At 57.4% G+C, this 14,101-nt stretch carries 12 protein-coding genes; 6 read left to right on the top strand and 6 right to left on the bottom strand.

Annotation, left to right across the window (positions count from 1 at the left end):
• Nucleotides 1–15: 15 nt before the first annotated feature.
• The 3 genes from D4765_RS08200 (at nt 16) to D4765_RS08190 (ending at nt 2,472) form a co-directional block, all read left to right on the top strand.
• Entirely contained in the window at nt 16–1,689 is a 1,674-nt protein-coding gene (locus D4765_RS08200; protein WP_136641878.1) for a glycoside hydrolase family 13 protein, read from the top strand.
• A 196-nt stretch (nt 1,690–1,885) separates the two neighbouring features.
• On the top strand, nt 1,886–2,131 hold the full coding sequence (locus tag D4765_RS08195) for a CopG family transcriptional regulator (protein ID WP_136641802.1): 246 nt from the start codon (nt 1,886–1,888) through the stop codon (nt 2,129–2,131).
• Nucleotides 2,125–2,472 (top strand): type II toxin-antitoxin system PemK/MazF family toxin, encoded by a 348-nt coding sequence (locus D4765_RS08190; RefSeq protein WP_237280315.1) that lies wholly within the window; start codon nt 2,125–2,127, stop codon nt 2,470–2,472. The genes D4765_RS08195 and D4765_RS08190 overlap by 7 nt, the downstream gene beginning before the upstream one ends.
• 355 nt (nt 2,473–2,827) lie before the next feature.
• Here D4765_RS08190 and D4765_RS08185 read toward each other — a convergent pair whose 3' ends face one another.
• Entirely contained in the window at nt 2,828–3,667 is an 840-nt protein-coding gene (locus tag D4765_RS08185) for a hypothetical protein (RefSeq protein ID WP_136641801.1), read from the bottom strand.
• Nucleotides 3,664–4,872, bottom strand: coding sequence for a toll/interleukin-1 receptor domain-containing protein (locus D4765_RS08180; protein WP_136641800.1), 1,209 nt, complete (start codon nt 4,870–4,872; stop codon nt 3,664–3,666). Before D4765_RS08180 ends, D4765_RS08185 begins: the two co-directional genes overlap by 4 nt.
• Before the next feature lie 77 nt (nt 4,873–4,949).
• On the opposite strand from D4765_RS08180, the gene D4765_RS08175 reads away from it, so the two are divergent.
• Together D4765_RS08175 and D4765_RS08170 are read left to right on the top strand one after the other, a co-directional pair.
• The gene (locus D4765_RS08175; protein WP_201799261.1) at nt 4,950–5,411 is read left to right on the top strand and encodes a TIR domain-containing protein; all 462 of its coding nucleotides are present in this window, start codon (nt 4,950–4,952) and stop codon (nt 5,409–5,411) included.
• Between the two features lie 6 nt (nt 5,412–5,417).
• Complete coding sequence (locus D4765_RS08170) at nt 5,418–6,062, top strand: Nmad2 family putative nucleotide modification protein (RefSeq protein ID WP_136641798.1); 645 nt, start codon at nt 5,418–5,420, stop codon at nt 6,060–6,062.
• Nucleotides 6,063–6,333: 271 nt separating this feature from the next.
• Here the strand turns inward: D4765_RS08170 and D4765_RS08165 are convergent, their stop codons facing one another.
• The 3 genes from D4765_RS08165 to D4765_RS08155 all read right to left on the bottom strand — a co-directional run bounded on the left by D4765_RS08165 (nt 6,334) and on the right by D4765_RS08155 (nt 12,025).
• Nucleotides 6,334–7,332, bottom strand: a complete 999-nt coding sequence (locus tag D4765_RS08165; RefSeq protein WP_136641797.1) for a nucleotide kinase domain-containing protein — start codon at nt 7,330–7,332, stop codon at nt 6,334–6,336.
• A gap of 82 nt (nt 7,333–7,414) precedes the next feature.
• The gene (locus D4765_RS08160) at nt 7,415–8,929 is read right to left on the bottom strand and encodes a thymidylate synthase (protein WP_161580391.1); all 1,515 of its coding nucleotides are present in this window, start codon (nt 8,927–8,929) and stop codon (nt 7,415–7,417) included.
• A gap of 234 nt (nt 8,930–9,163) precedes the next feature.
• Nucleotides 9,164–12,025, bottom strand: a complete 2,862-nt coding sequence (locus D4765_RS08155; RefSeq protein WP_136641795.1) for a DNA methyltransferase — start codon at nt 12,023–12,025, stop codon at nt 9,164–9,166.
• Nucleotides 12,026–12,092: 67 nt separating this feature from the next.
• Between D4765_RS08155 and D4765_RS08150 the strand changes: the two genes are divergently transcribed.
• Nucleotides 12,093–12,923 (top strand): hypothetical protein, encoded by an 831-nt coding sequence (locus D4765_RS08150; RefSeq protein WP_136641794.1) that lies wholly within the window; start codon nt 12,093–12,095, stop codon nt 12,921–12,923.
• A gap of 311 nt (nt 12,924–13,234) precedes the next feature.
• Here D4765_RS08150 and D4765_RS08145 read toward each other — a convergent pair whose 3' ends face one another.
• Nucleotides 13,235–14,017 carry an SDR family NAD(P)-dependent oxidoreductase gene (locus D4765_RS08145; RefSeq protein ID WP_136641793.1) on the bottom strand — a complete coding sequence of 261 codons (783 nt, stop codon included), beginning with the start codon at nt 14,015–14,017 and terminating at the stop codon, nt 13,235–13,237.
• Between the last annotated feature and the right edge of the window lie 84 nt (nt 14,018–14,101).

The raw sequence follows: 14,101 nt of genomic DNA, 5'->3' as shown, positions 1-14,101 counted from the left end.
GTGACCGAGAACAACATGATCATCCGTGAGACGATCGAGCCCGGCGCTCCGTTCCGCCCGAACAGAGATGCCTGGTGGCGTCAGGCGGCGGTCTATCAGATCTATCCGCGCTCATTCGCCGATTCGAACGGTGACGGCATCGGTGACCTCGCCGGAGTAACCGAAAGGGTGCCCTATCTGAAGGCGCTGGGAATTGACGCCGTGTGGCTGAGCCCGTTCTACCCCTCGGCGCTCATCGATGGCGGATACGACGTCGACGATCACCGCACTGTCGACGCCAACCTCGGTACACTCAGCGACTTCGATGAGATGGTAGCTGCGCTGCGTTCGAGTGGCATCCGCATCATCATCGACATCGTGCCGAATCACACCTCGAACCGACACGAGTGGTTTCGAGAGGCACTGGATTCGCCCCCGGGCTCCGTCGCGCGAGAGCGATATCTGTTCCGTGACGGTCTCGGCGAGAACGGTCAGTTCCCTCCTGCTGACTGGACCTCGATTTTCGGCGGATCCGCGTGGACAGCCGCAGGTGATGGCCAATGGTACTTGCACTACTTCGCAGCGGAACAGCCCGACCTCAATTGGAAGAATCGTGAGGTTCGCGATGACTTCCTGCGCACTCTGAGGTTCTGGGCTGATCGGGGTGTCGATGGCTTTCGAATCGACGTCGCCCACGGCCTCGCGAAGGAACTGCCGTTAGAACTACCCTCTCAGGCCGAACTCGACGTCATGCCGAGGGACGGAACGCACCCCCTGTGGGATCGCGATGAAGTTCACGACATCTATGCAGAATGGCGCACAGTCTTCAACACGTACGACCCGCCGCGTACCGCTGTTGCGGAGGCATGGGTGGATCCATCGCGGCGTGTTCGTTACGCCCGTGCCGAGGGTCTCGGCCAAGCCTTCAACTTCGATCTTCTCGAGGCGGACTTCGAAGCCGAATCGTTCCGACGTATAGTGACATTCAATCTCGATCTTGCCGCCCAATCAGGTTCCTCTACGACCTGGGTGCTGTCGAACCACGACGTGGTGCGACACGCGACCCGTTATGGTCTCCCCCCGCTCGCGGGGCGGCCAGACAAACAGGGTCGCGAATGGCTGCTCAGCGGTGGGGAGGTGCCCATTCTCGATTCCGAATTGGGCCTGCGGCGGGCCCGCGCCGCCACATTGTTCGAGTTCGCTCTGCCGGGCTCGTCGTACCTCTTTCAAGGTGAAGAGCTTGGTCTGCACGAAGTCGCCAGCCTGCCACCCGCGAGTCGGCAGGACCCCGTCTTCTATCGCAATCCGGGTGTCGATATCGGTCGCGACGGATGTCGGATACCGATGCCCTGGACTGGGTCAGGCCCGTCCTTCGGATTCAGTAGCCAGGCGGCTCACCTGCCGCAACCGGCGTCGTTCGGTCGGCTTTCGGTCGAAGCGCAGGGGAGTGACGCGGGTTCTACTCTTTCGCTCTACCGAGGTGCGCTTGCGCTACGGCAGCGGTTGCAGTGTGACGAGTCCCTCGAATGGCTGCAGACGAGCGCCGACGCGGTTCTGACGTTCCGGAGACAGAACGGCTGGACATCAGTCACGAACTTCGGTTCGTCGCCTGTGGTTCTGCCGGCGGGGGAGCTGCTCCTTTCGAGCGCACCGCTCGAACAGGGCTTCCTCCCAGGCTCGACCACGGCCTGGCTGATCACGTCACTCTGACTGAACAATTAGGGGTGGGCCCCGTCGGGCTCGAACCGACGAAGGCCCCTGATTTCGATGGGTCTTTCCAGTGATGGTGCGGAAGTCGCGTCTTAGGTGATCACCTGAGATGTGCATCGTTCATGCACGTTTGCGGGCATTTCGTGGGCGCGCCTATTTACTCCCGTCATCTGGTATGAATGGTCATACTCTAAGTATGAAGACGGCGATATCAGTTCCCAACGGTGACTTCGAGCGTTTCGAGCGTGTGGCCGACAAGCATGGTATGAACCGGTCGGAGTTCTACCGACTTGCTGCGCAACGGCTCGCCGACGAGTTGGAGGGCGCGTCGGAACTCACTGCGATTGCGAATGCGGTCCTGGCTCGCACGGGGCAACCATCGGGTGACGGCTTGTTCCTGCGTGAGTCGCAGCGTGTGATGCGTGATGGAACCGAATGGTGACGGCGCGCGGCGATGTCGTCTGGGTCGACTTCGGCACGCCGAGGGGGTTGGAACCGGCGAAAGTTCGGCCGGCGGTCGTGATTCAGGAAGACTGGCTCTTGGCAACGAGCATCGCCACGGTGCAGGTCGTTCCACTGACCTCGAACATCGGACTTGAGGCGTTTCCCGGCAACGTTCTGCTTCCTGCAGAGGCGTCGGGGCTCGAGAAGGACTCCGTCGCCGTCGTCTCCCAGGTCGGGCCAGTCAGCCGCGAGTTCCTCGATCCCTATCCGGCGGGCCACGTTCCCTCGTATTTACTCTCCGAGATCAGTTCGGGAATTCGACTCGTTCTTGGACTGTAGACCGGGCAGCGAAGCAGGGGTCTAAAGGATGTCGATAGTTCTGGAACGGCCCTTCCCTGTCATCCCCAAGCTCCCACAGCCGTCCTGTCTTAGAAACCCCTAGAAACAGGAGGGAGACAGGCGTGATTGTAAGATGAGTTTTTGAGACAAGCCGCATCTGCGGATTCTCTGGACATTTCTCTACTGGTCACCGGCGGCGCAATATGCCTCGTTAAGGTTTAGGTTTTCGAGACGGCGAGGCGCAGTCCGCTGCTGTGGCGTCGCCGATAGACGAATCGTTAGGGTGTAAAGGAATTCCTGACAACGAAGTGTCAGGGAAGCTCCCCGAGTCATACACACAGAAGTAGTTAGATGGTTAACTTTCCTCGAAGGAGGCGGCTAGCAAGCGGATGACGGAGGTCGATATGTCTGCAGGTCTGTGGCTCACCGCTAGCACCTTACGAAGGCGGTCTGCGTATTCGTCTTCACTTCCTACGTAGGGGCGAGACGTTTTTAGCCGGCCAAGTGCAGCTTCCATCGTCGCGCTGTGCGCATGGACTGGAAAATTCGGCGGTTGCCATCCTTGGGTTGCTTCGGAGTTCAGGGCATTTGATATCACGGTTGCGGCTCCGCCGAAGCCGCCTGCCACAAGCAAGGTCTTGCCTGCCTCCGCCGTCAGTAGAGCCTCTTCAATTACGCCTGGCAATCGGCCTTGATAGTCCGTCAGCTTTCCTCCTACTACGACACGGGCGTCCGTATTAGTTGAGGTATACGCTCGCATAGCTGAAAGCGATTGAGATAGATCTACCCGTGTCGAGGATGTTGTGACCGCGTCTCGTATCTGCACCACGACAGAATCGGAACGGATGAGAACCAGTTTTCCGTGCTCCCCGAGGCGGCCGTCGATCTTATTTAGTTCAGAAACGGTATGTTTGGTGTATTCGGACTCGGGGATTGTCAGTTCGAGCAACTGACGAGATCCTCCGAAGCGTTGGGCCTCTTCGAGGAGTATGTCGGTGTACCCGTCGGCAGACAGGTTACCGCCGTAGACGACTGTGGCTCCGGCTAACATAAGCGCCCGCCCAACTTCAGCTATAACCAGTCGACAGTGGTATTCGCTCAGCCCAAGCCTGCCGAGATCAGCGCTTTCTGATGCTGAAAGCGCCACGCGTTTTTCGTTCAGTGTTCCGAGCGCGATGACCTCTGGGTCGTTCATTTCACTTCTCCGCCTCTAGCAGCGAATGTGCGTGGCGTATAAATGTTAACGTCGTCGGAGTATCCCGCGAGCTCGACCATCTGAATGAGCACATCGCGCTCCGCTTGCCCTAGCGGAGGGTCTGGATGCATGATCCAGATGTGTTGATCGTCGGGATGCTCAGCTTTGTGAGTGGTTAACCATGATGCGATCGTGGTTGGTTCAGGTGACCGAGCTGGCAACCAGTCAAAGCCATCAGCCTTCAGGTAGGACCGTTGCGCATTCCAAAGCGTGCTCTTGAGGGCTTCCGTTACGAGGGCATCGAGGGCGGCCTCTATGCCCGGTATGCGATTATCCAGGTCACACACAACCGTCGGCACATGGTCCATAAGGAATGAGCCTTGTTGCTCGCCAGACCGAATGGCGTACATGGTCACGACCGGAACTTCAGCGGTTTTGGCGGCCTTTACCTCACGCTGCGTCCACGGACGTTCCGCGTAACGGTCAGTTCGCACTATCAAGAGTGCGTGCTCGCTCGCATTCTGCTCAAGCTCCTCGACCCATCTGTCGCCTACCTGAATGTCGTGGGCATCAAAGAATTCTGCAAGCCGCGATTCGGCAATCCGCTCGCGGACCAATGAATAGATGGCGGGCGCCTCGTCGTCTTCGCTGAGCGACCGGTGCTTTGAATGGCTGACGAACACGGTGATTCGCGCCGCCTGGTCGTCCTCGCTGCGAATTTTCTGGGCGATCGCTTGATCCAATTCCCGGCCCAGCATTTTCGGGTTCTCCACAACGTCCTGTGGCAATACCTGGAAGGGGCCAAGGGCTACAGATAACGCGCCGCTTTGCAGGTCAACACCCGCTGAGGGGAGAGAGAATACGCCGACTCCCGGAAGGTCAGCGAGAGCTCCTATTTCGGCAATGAATTGTTTCCAGCCTCCACTTGCGGCAGCGCGCGCCATCTCTTTGCTGAGCACGGGGACGATTGCGTTGAATTGCGCAGCAGGTAGTTCGTCGGCGAGCGGGGTGCGGATACCGAACGGTCGTGGTGCCCCATCTGTCGACCAGGCTTCGCTTCTGGCGTAGACCTCGACCGCTCCGCCGACAAGCCCCGAGAACGCCGAACTGTGGAAATGGTCCTGCAGTTCTCTGAAGCGCTTCACACCCCCCTCGTCGTCGGGATGCCATACGACGAAGACGTCAAGAATTGGGGGTATGGGCATCCCAGCGGCCTTCCATGCGTTGCGTGTTGAGCAGTTGTCAGCGGTTCGTCGTATGTTATCTCTAACGAGGAGTACTGATGAGCGCGCACAACATCTTTGTAGCCCATAGGCATGAAGACGATCACCTGGTGGGGGAGCTGAAATCGATGCTCGCGAAAAGCGGGGCTGAGATTCGGGATTCGTCGATCACGACAGATAATCCTAACGACGCTCACAATGAGGAGTACATCAGGAGTCTGCTGAGGGCCCGAATTGACTGGGCGGGGAAGATGATCGTCATCGTATCCCCGGAAACCTACAACCACGACTGGGTGGATTGGGAAATCGAATACGCAAGAAAGTTCCCTGACAAGAAGATTATCGGCGTGTGGGCACCTGGGACTACTGCAGATAATCTCCCGGAAGAGCTCGAAGACTTTGCTGATTCGATAATCAATTGGGACGCCGAATTGATTATTGACGCCCTTGAAAACGAACACTGGACCGACCCAGACGGCGCTCCGACCGCGCCTCATTCCATTCCACGGGCCCCTTGCTGAATACGCATGAGACTTCATAGTTACGTCGTCGATCACGACATCGGCTTCGCGCCTAATCCGTTTCAAGGGTTTTGCACGCTGGCGACCTGCAAGCAAATAATTCGCCGAGGCGCCAGCGTCGGCGACTGGGTGATGGGGACTGGCGCTGCCAAGAACAGGCGAACCGGGTTCTTGGTGTATGCCATGCGGGTCACCGAAACGTTGTCGTTCGATGAGTATTGGTCCGATAAGCGATTCGAACGAAAGCGTCCAAATCTGCGCGGGAGCCGTCAGGTTCGGTTTGGTGACAATATTTATCATCACGATTCATCTGGAAACTGGATTCAAGAGGACTCAAGGCACAGCAAGGCGGACGGCACGCCGGAGCTGGTTCATCTCTCACGCGATACGGGGACCACCGAAAAAGTGCTTGTCAGCGATGACTTCGTTTACTTCGGAAGCAGCGGGCCGATTGTGCCGACCCTACTTCGCGAGTTCGGCATCGTCAGCGGTCGCGGTCACCGAAACAGATTTGAGGATGACGAGATTAGTCTGGCCCTAGAGTGGTTTGCGGAGTTACCTCGTGGCCCAATAGGAACGCCTTTTGATTGGCATCGGACCCGCAACATGCGCAGCACACGCACGGGAACTTCTTCGCTGGTGCAGACGTAACTATTCAGGTTTAGGGACCTTTCGAGCTAGGACCGGGTATCGTCCAGCTGCTCGTGCCCTCTAGGAAGGACGGGCTCACGTCAGCGTTGATCGTCGTAGGGCGCCTGGCCCACGAGCCTATGTCCGCAAGCAGTCGTCCGTCATCATCAACACAAGTTAGCTCTGTCAGCGACGTCTGCCCGACCGAACGAGAGGATGGTCTTTTGTTGAAAAGCACCCTCAGCGCGACTCGCATGAGCGGTCCGCGCTCGAGCGCGTAGCCCGGGACGAGCTAGAAGAGCGCGAGTTGTCGCATTTGCGGAAGGGCGGCGGGAAGAGACTCGTTGATACCCCATTTTGGCGGGAAGTACAGCGACACTGGCTCTGCTGACTCAACGAACTTGGCTTTGATGCGAGTTCGGGCGCTTGCAAGCTCCGGCAGGGCCTCCCTGCAGTATTTGTCCGTCTCGCAAAAAAGGTTCTGCGCATCGATGGCTTGGATAGGGCGACCCCAGAGGCCATCAAAATCGAGACCGAGCCGTTCGAACTCGGTGTCTTGGTTGTCGACCATCCACATGACTGTGTCACTGGGCGTCATTCCGCCGGTACTCGAAAACACTTTCTTGATGCCTCTCAAAGCTCCGGGCCCTGGCTGGGTGAAGTCGTTCTCGGAAAAGTGGATGAGTTCTGAGTAGTTGAGGTCGATCGCCACTTGGTAGGACATGAAGTCGCCCATCAGTGGGTACTTGTGAAGGAGCGCATATACCGCCGCTAGCGATGGTGCTTCGAGGATTTCTTCAGCCAGCGTGGTTTGAACGAACATGTGTCGAAAGAGTTCGACGTGATTGAGATGTTTTAGTCCGCGACCGTAGGCGTTCGTTGCACAGAGAATAAAGGCGCCCGTGTAGAGGCGTTTGTCGCTGTCACGGATGCTCGTAAGTGCCGCTTCTAGCCGGCCGTTGCGGATGTCTTCGACGACTGGAGCTTGGCCGAGCAACATGGTCAAGGAGTCCCAGGTCGCGATGTTGCTGAAGGTGCGGAAGGCGACGATTTGGAAGACTCTGTCTGCTTCGCTGATGTCGTTAGAGCTGTAGCAGACGTTCCGGATCATATATTGACTGACTCTGTCTGCTGCGCGGTAGACGTTGCAGAACTTGTAGGTCCGCAGGATGCGGTCGTCCGTCCATGGGCCAACCTGTTGGGTGAGGCGCGACTGAAAGATTCGGTGGCGTTCGTGGGCAAATTGCCAATAGATGTCGAAAGCGTGGGGGCGCGGGGTTGGGCTAGTCATGTGAGCTCCTTTGCCGTTGCCTCATCGTAGCTGCGGCGTGGGTTAGATATCCGTTTCGACGGGCGTGGACGCCGGCCCTTGGTCATTCCTCGAACGCCATGACGCGATAGGCAGCGGCAGGGTTTTTGTGGAGGTGAAATTGCAGAAGTTCGAGCGCCCGGGTGCCGAGGGTGTGCACGAGTTGGCGGCGGGATGCGGGACCAGTGTCTGGTGTGAACGTGCGCTCGAGCTGCTCGAATACTTCCATGACGTCAGCCGTCGCCTCCGCATGAGTCGCAGCCACTGCTTCGGCCTGCATTTGTTGCATCAGCAGATCAAAACCATCGGTTCCGTCGCTCCAGGCAGCCGCGTCGCGCCGGGGTTTGCCGTTCACGTCGTTGAGGTAGGTTTCGTACTTCACGGAATAGACCAGCAGGTCCGCAGCTGTATCGATGATATTTTCGCCATCTGATGGAATGTTGGGATCGTGAAGCGCAAGCCGATCGATTTTTCTTGCGATGTTGGCCATGATGGCCATCTGCTCTCCGCGCCGCTTCCAGCTGTCGCCATAGGCAAGAGATTTTGTGCGGTGAAGTTGACTCAGCCATCGGGTGATTTCTGCTTTGGAGATTCTTGGGGGCGCCGCAAGTACGACAGATCGGGACGGGGTCGCAGTCTTCCACGAGATGTAATCGGATCCCGCGGTAGCCAAGGCGCCGTCTTCGACGCCATCTAAAATCTTGGTCGCTGCAGCCGTGTCGCCTTCGACGAATGACCGGTACGCGGAAAGCATTCGAAGAAAATCTCGCAACATCGGATCTGGGAAGCTATCGATGCGATTGGTGACGTTTGCCCCGTCGCGGATGGCCGCTTCAAGCTCGAACCATCTGTCGAGAGTCTGCTCGAGGTCGCCGAATCGGGTGTCAAATCGGATGACCGCTGGGTGTTGTGTGTATGGCGACGGGACTGGCGGCTGCGAGACGACCTGAGTCGCCCGGTCGAAATGCCGTGCGTAAAGATGTAGCGACGAGATGAAATAGTTAGTTATCCCGACTTTCGCGCCAAGCCAGTAGGCCATCATTTCCTGAACAACGCTCCATTCGAACGTGTTGATACCCGAGAACCCCCAAATGATGTCGTTGCTGCGCACCGCGATGTTGAGGTCGAGGTGACCGTCTCGGACGGTGAAGTGCAACCAGTTAGTACAGGGAATGTCGAGGCTGTCGAGCAAATCGGCTGCGGGATCGAAGATCGACATCACGGCGCGGCGGCTGGATGGTGAGTCGGCGAGGGTGTTGAGGACGGACCCGAGTTGGTCGACGCCATGCCACTGTCGAAGGCGCGGTCCGTAGCCGGCTCGCCACGTCTTACCGTCGTCAGAGAAGTTGGCTGCCCTGGGCAGGTAGTTTGCGAGGTATGCGATGTCATTGCGGCCCGCTATCACCCACATTGTTTCTGCTATCGAGGCGAACACGTTGTTGTTTCGACTTGGAACAACAATGCAGCGCTCCAAAGGTTTGGTCAGAGAAACCAGCTGGTGCATCAACTCACGAGTTTCTGATCCACGAACGCTGACTTCAACACCGGTGAGAAGGAGTTGATCGAGCTTCGCGATCATCGCCGCGGAGGCATTCCTATACTTCATTGCGTCCCACCCTCAAAGTCAACTCATCTGGATCGTAGCTGTTAGCCGAAAGCCGTCAGCAGTCCCGATTTTGGGATCTCGGACGCGACCATTTATCTCTGGGTCAGACGCGAGGCCGTCAACGAGGACATTCTGCTCGCCGCAGGCGATAGCCGATGTCCATGTTTAACTGTCATGAATTGACCATATCGACGCTGGCCGCCGCGTTCAGTGATTTAGGACGTGTGAGTTCAGGTCGTCGGTAGGTGCAGCTCCGCGCATCTTCGTCTTCTTTTCAGGAGCGAGAAGACCCTGCGTGATCTCCGCGTACATGCCAAAAAGGAGCTCCAGCGTGCCAGCATCGGTTGCATTGGTCTTCAGCCCGTAAGCGTTCAGTACAGCTTTATCCAGAGCGTTGTGAGCGTTGCGGAGAGCCGAAGGCATTGAGTTGCGGTTATAGAGTACGGCGAGGGAGCTGGTGGGGAACTGCTCGCGTGTGAGAAGAACTGCATCAGCAGCGGACTGCACCTTCTTCATCGTCGCTTCATTGCTTAAATCGGGGAAGGGGAAATTGTTGTAGGTGACCTCAGCGGACAGCGAATAGTCAGACTTCAACCGACCAGAGATGGCCCGATTCCAGATGTTGAAGACGCTGCTCATCATGACTCCGAAGGTCTCGGAGGTGGCGTTCGGAATGTACAGCAGCTTGTCGTTCGGAACCACCTTTGCGGGCATTACCGCCATCGGGACATACTCCCGCTCCTGCGACGAAACACGAGGTACGGCTAGGTACTCAGTTGTGGGCTGGCGAAGAGCCTGCTGCCATTCCCAAGCACGTGTTGCTGACTTCTGGGTGTCCAGTTTTGTAGAAGCCAGACGCATTTCACGAACCTTGGCAATACGCTCTTTCAACACAGGGGACGCGAGCAGGTCGGAGGGGTCAGCGTCCTTGAGCCATAGACCGTAACGAAGAATGCCGCCGATGAGTTCAGCACTGCCAACCACACGCCTCAGGTACTTCGTAGCTATGGAGTCAGTCGCTTCGATCTCCTGAGCTTCGTCCACGGAAATGTTGGAGAGTAGTCCGCCATCAACGGGCTTGTTGCCGTTCGTCATCTTCTGGGTTCCGCCTTGAAGCGGATTGCTTCGGCTCGTAATTAGAGCGTCAGTGGCATCCAGCAAGTAGGCGTTTATATTCTTGACACGAACCAGAACAGGTTCGGCTTTCAGGCTGGGATAAGACCACAACGGGCGAAGAGAAGGTTTCCTGTTGGCAGAGAAGCCGATGATGACGCAGTGGACGGCTGCGTTCTTTCCACCGTCGTTGTTCCAGGCGAAAGTGCGGTGGGCGAAGTCGATGCCCATGCCGAGCTTATTCAATGCTCCCCATATGACGGGCGGCTGCTGACCTTGAGATATGGAGCTTGTGGAGACGAAGGCAGCTCGTGCGGTTGTGCCTTCGATGTTGCGGGCGGCGACGAGATACCAGCTCGCAACGTAATCCAGGATGCCCGCACTCTTCGTCTTGCCCCAGACGAGAGCCTGATCGTTCTTCTGATCTGCACTCAACCAGGAGGAGCCGTAGAACGGAGGGTTGCCCATGATAATCGTGTCGTTATTCATCGGGCAGACTTCGGCCCAGTCGATTCGCAAAGCGTTGCCTTGACGAATAGTTGCTGCGTGCGAGAGCGGGAAAATCGTTGGAGCTGCACCAGTCAGCTCATCCAGTTCCTGATTCGCCTGATGCTCAGCGAGGTACATCGCAACCGAAGCGATCTGCGAGCTCCACTGCTCGTATTCAATGGCGTGAAATTGCTCGAGGCTGACTGTAAGACCGATGGTTCCCAAGCCATCCAGACCGACTTGAAGCTCTTCACCGTCGTAACCTGTCGTTACTTTTCCTTCAAGCTCGATCAGTCGAGCGATAATCTTGTACTCTATGTCCCTTAGCCGTTTGTAGGTGACCAAAAGGAAGTTGCCGCTGCCTGCAGCGGGGTCGAGGTAGTTCTTGGTGCCGAGGTCCTTGCGAAGCTTCTTGAGTCCAGCACGGTCATCCCAGACTTTGCGAAGTCGATCCAAGTACTCGTCCAAGAAGAGCGGTCGGATGACCTTCAAAATGTTCTGCTGGCTCGTGTAGTGCTCGCCCAACGCCCGCCGATTCTCCTTGCTCTTGATGGTCTGGAACATTGCTCCGAAGATGGCAGGGCTGATTTTTGACCAGTCGTATGAGCTTGACGCAATAAGTGCTGTTCGCATCTCTGCGTTGAACGAGAAGACGGGAATGATTTCCTTGAACAACCCGCCATTCACATACGGAAAATTCGAGATGGACGCAGGAAGGTTGTGCGGACGTTTCTCTTTGGGGGTGTCCAGAACCTGAAAAAGTTCCTGAATACTTCCACCCAGACCCCCTCCCGATTCGGCACTCTCCGCCAAAAATTCAGCGAAGAGACCCTTCTTCCACATCCTCGTGTCATCACCGAAATTGAGGAAGAGGATGCGAACCATGAACACGCTGGCAGCGTGACCCTCGTAGCCGTTCTTTTCAAACTCGACATAGAGGTTCGCCATCAAATTGACGGCTTTGATGTCGGCGTCGATTTCCTCTGCTGTCGCCTTTGACCCGTACACCTTGAAGATCGAATCAAGGTGATCAAGGTGCTTCGGAAGGTCGGTGAGCAGGAACTGAATACTGGCTCCACGCAGCACGTCAATGATGCGGATATTGGCAAAGTCGGAAACGATAAGAATAGGCGGTCGCAGGTGTGGGCTGAGGCTCACCATGTATTGACGAGCCTGAACTTCGGCTTTGTCCAGCGACTTACCTGCGGACTTGTGCTCAATCAGAACTACGCCGCCCCACAGAACGTCAATGAAATTCGTGGTTCCGGTAGCAACATTCTTTATCGGGAATTCGAAGTCCACTCCCGTAGCAAGCAGGTCTTCCACGCCAATGACCTGGTGAAAGAAGTCGCTCCAGAAAGACTGGGCGAACTGCTTCTCATTAGTCACCGTTGCCCATTTGTCGGCAAAGATTCGAGCTTTCTGGCGTGAGAGTTCAACGCCTGTTTTTGCATCCCCGGAAGTCACCCGCTCAGTTTACGGACCGAGCGATGTTCACCACGGGAGCGTCGGTCGAGTCGGGAAGAATGACGGTATGAATGACGCCCGTAAGCAGCAAGTTGAGGAACGCCACATCGCTACTCTGTCGGCGTTCGTCTTGAGGGCAAGACGTGTGGAAGCACATTCACTGGCTGTCGACAAAGCCCTCCTCCAAAAGCTCTGGAGAATGGAGGTGACTTACCAGTTCGTCGCAGCTGAAAATCAGGGATACCTGATTCAGGTTCTCCCACCCGAAGAGCAGGTGGAGTCCGCCGCTGCACGTGTGCGACCCCTGATCCTTCAAGAAGATAGCGTTCACTACATCAAAGTTCTGAACGCTCTCGGGTATTTTGCGAAGGATAGCGGAGACGAAAAGCTTCGGAACGCCCTCGCTGCGATTCGCTCGGATTGGAATCGGATACAGCCGAAGGGGAAAAACATTCTCGGCGCCAGCACTCAGATTGAGGATGCTGACGGGAACAAGTCGGAATTCCTCAGCGATACAGAACTGGCGTTTGCCTACATCTACGGGGATATCGTGCACAACGATGTCGACCGCCTCGCGGCGACGAAGATGCATGGCGTGAAAGAGCGGTTCAAAGCCGCCGCACCGATTGTCGGCTTCATCATGGTGCTGACTATTGCGACTTTGAATGTCACCCGCAACATGAGGACGACCGGGCTGCTCGAACTGCCTGAAGAGCTTTTCACTGAAGATGTCGTCGTCAGCGAGACTGTCTTCCGAAATAAGGCAAGAGCTTGGTCAGCCCCTGTCGGTACACCGCTGCACGAAGAGTTCGGTGGAGAGCGCGAGAGCGTTGACAGCGCAACTTCTCCCAGCGACGCCTGGCAGGAGCAGAAGGCGAGCGGAGAGCCTACGCTTTAGCGAGTGCATGCGCAGGCTCAGTGTCCTTCGGCGCATTTAAAGCTTGTCAGTCCGGCGTCCAGCGGTCGCCGGGAGCCACGCGGTCGGGCATGACGCCCTGCCGTGGCACGCAGCTGAAATTTATGGAGAACATCGCACCACTACTGATCCGATGCATACGGCCGCAAGACGCAAACGCGCTGATAACGGACCATACGTCAGCTTTACGGGTTCATTCGAGCGACTGAACCTGCCCTAATCGAGGCTTAGGGCAGGTACAGGCGGCTCGACTGACAGCCTTACCGTCTGTATCGCGATGGGGCGCCTGGTCGTCATAGTTCTTTCGTGAACCCGCCGTCGATGCGGATGTCGGCGCCGGTGACGTTGCCGGCTCGGTTGCTGGTGAGGAGGAGGACGAGGTCGGCGACCTCGTCGGGTTGGGTGAAGCGTCCGGTGGCGAATCCACCGCCGGATTGGATGATTCGTTTGCGTGCTTCGTCTGCGGATACGCCCATGGCTTTGCCGACTGTCGCGGCGACACCAGTGTCACCTAACCAGAGTGGGGTGGAGACCGGGCCGGGGCTGATGGTGTTGAAGCGAAGGCCTTGGGGGCCGAATTCTTTGGAGAGGGATTTGGAGAGGTTCCAGACGGCGGCTTTCGCGGCGGAGTAGTCGATGACGCCGGGGTCGGGGAGAAACGCGTTCACGGAGCTGATTGTGACGACGGTCCCGCCGCCACGCTTTATCAGTAGTGGGATGGCGGCGCGGGTTGTGCGCACGACGGCCATCAGGTCAAGGTTCAGGGTGACGTCCCAGTCACTATCGGTGATGGCGAGAAATCCGGCTGTGCGGGGTACGAGCGCGCCGACGTTGTTGACGAGGATGTCGAGGCCGTCGCCGGCTTCTGCAACAAGCGCGGCGGGGCCGTCGGAGGTGGAAAGATCGACGGGGATGAACCGGACTGCGTCGCCGAGCGCTTCCAGTTCTGCCGACGACGAACGTGCGCCCGCAATCACGGTGACGCCCTCGTTCACGAGGGCGGTTGTGATGGCGAGGCCGATGCCTTTGCTGGCGCCGGTGACGATGGCCGTTTTGCCGGCTAGTTGGAGATCCATTTTTACTCCTTCGCCCGAGGGCTGACCGATAGGTGAGACGTTATGGGGTGCCCTGGTCGGGTTCGAGCCGGGCACCCCGGGGAT

It is taken from the genome of Subtercola vilae (genome assembly GCF_004923255.1).
Lineage (GTDB): Bacteria > Actinomycetota > Actinomycetes > Actinomycetales > Microbacteriaceae > Subtercola > Subtercola vilae.
The sequence above is the reverse complement of the archived record's forward strand: the minus strand, read 5'-3'. Positions and strand labels throughout refer to the sequence as shown.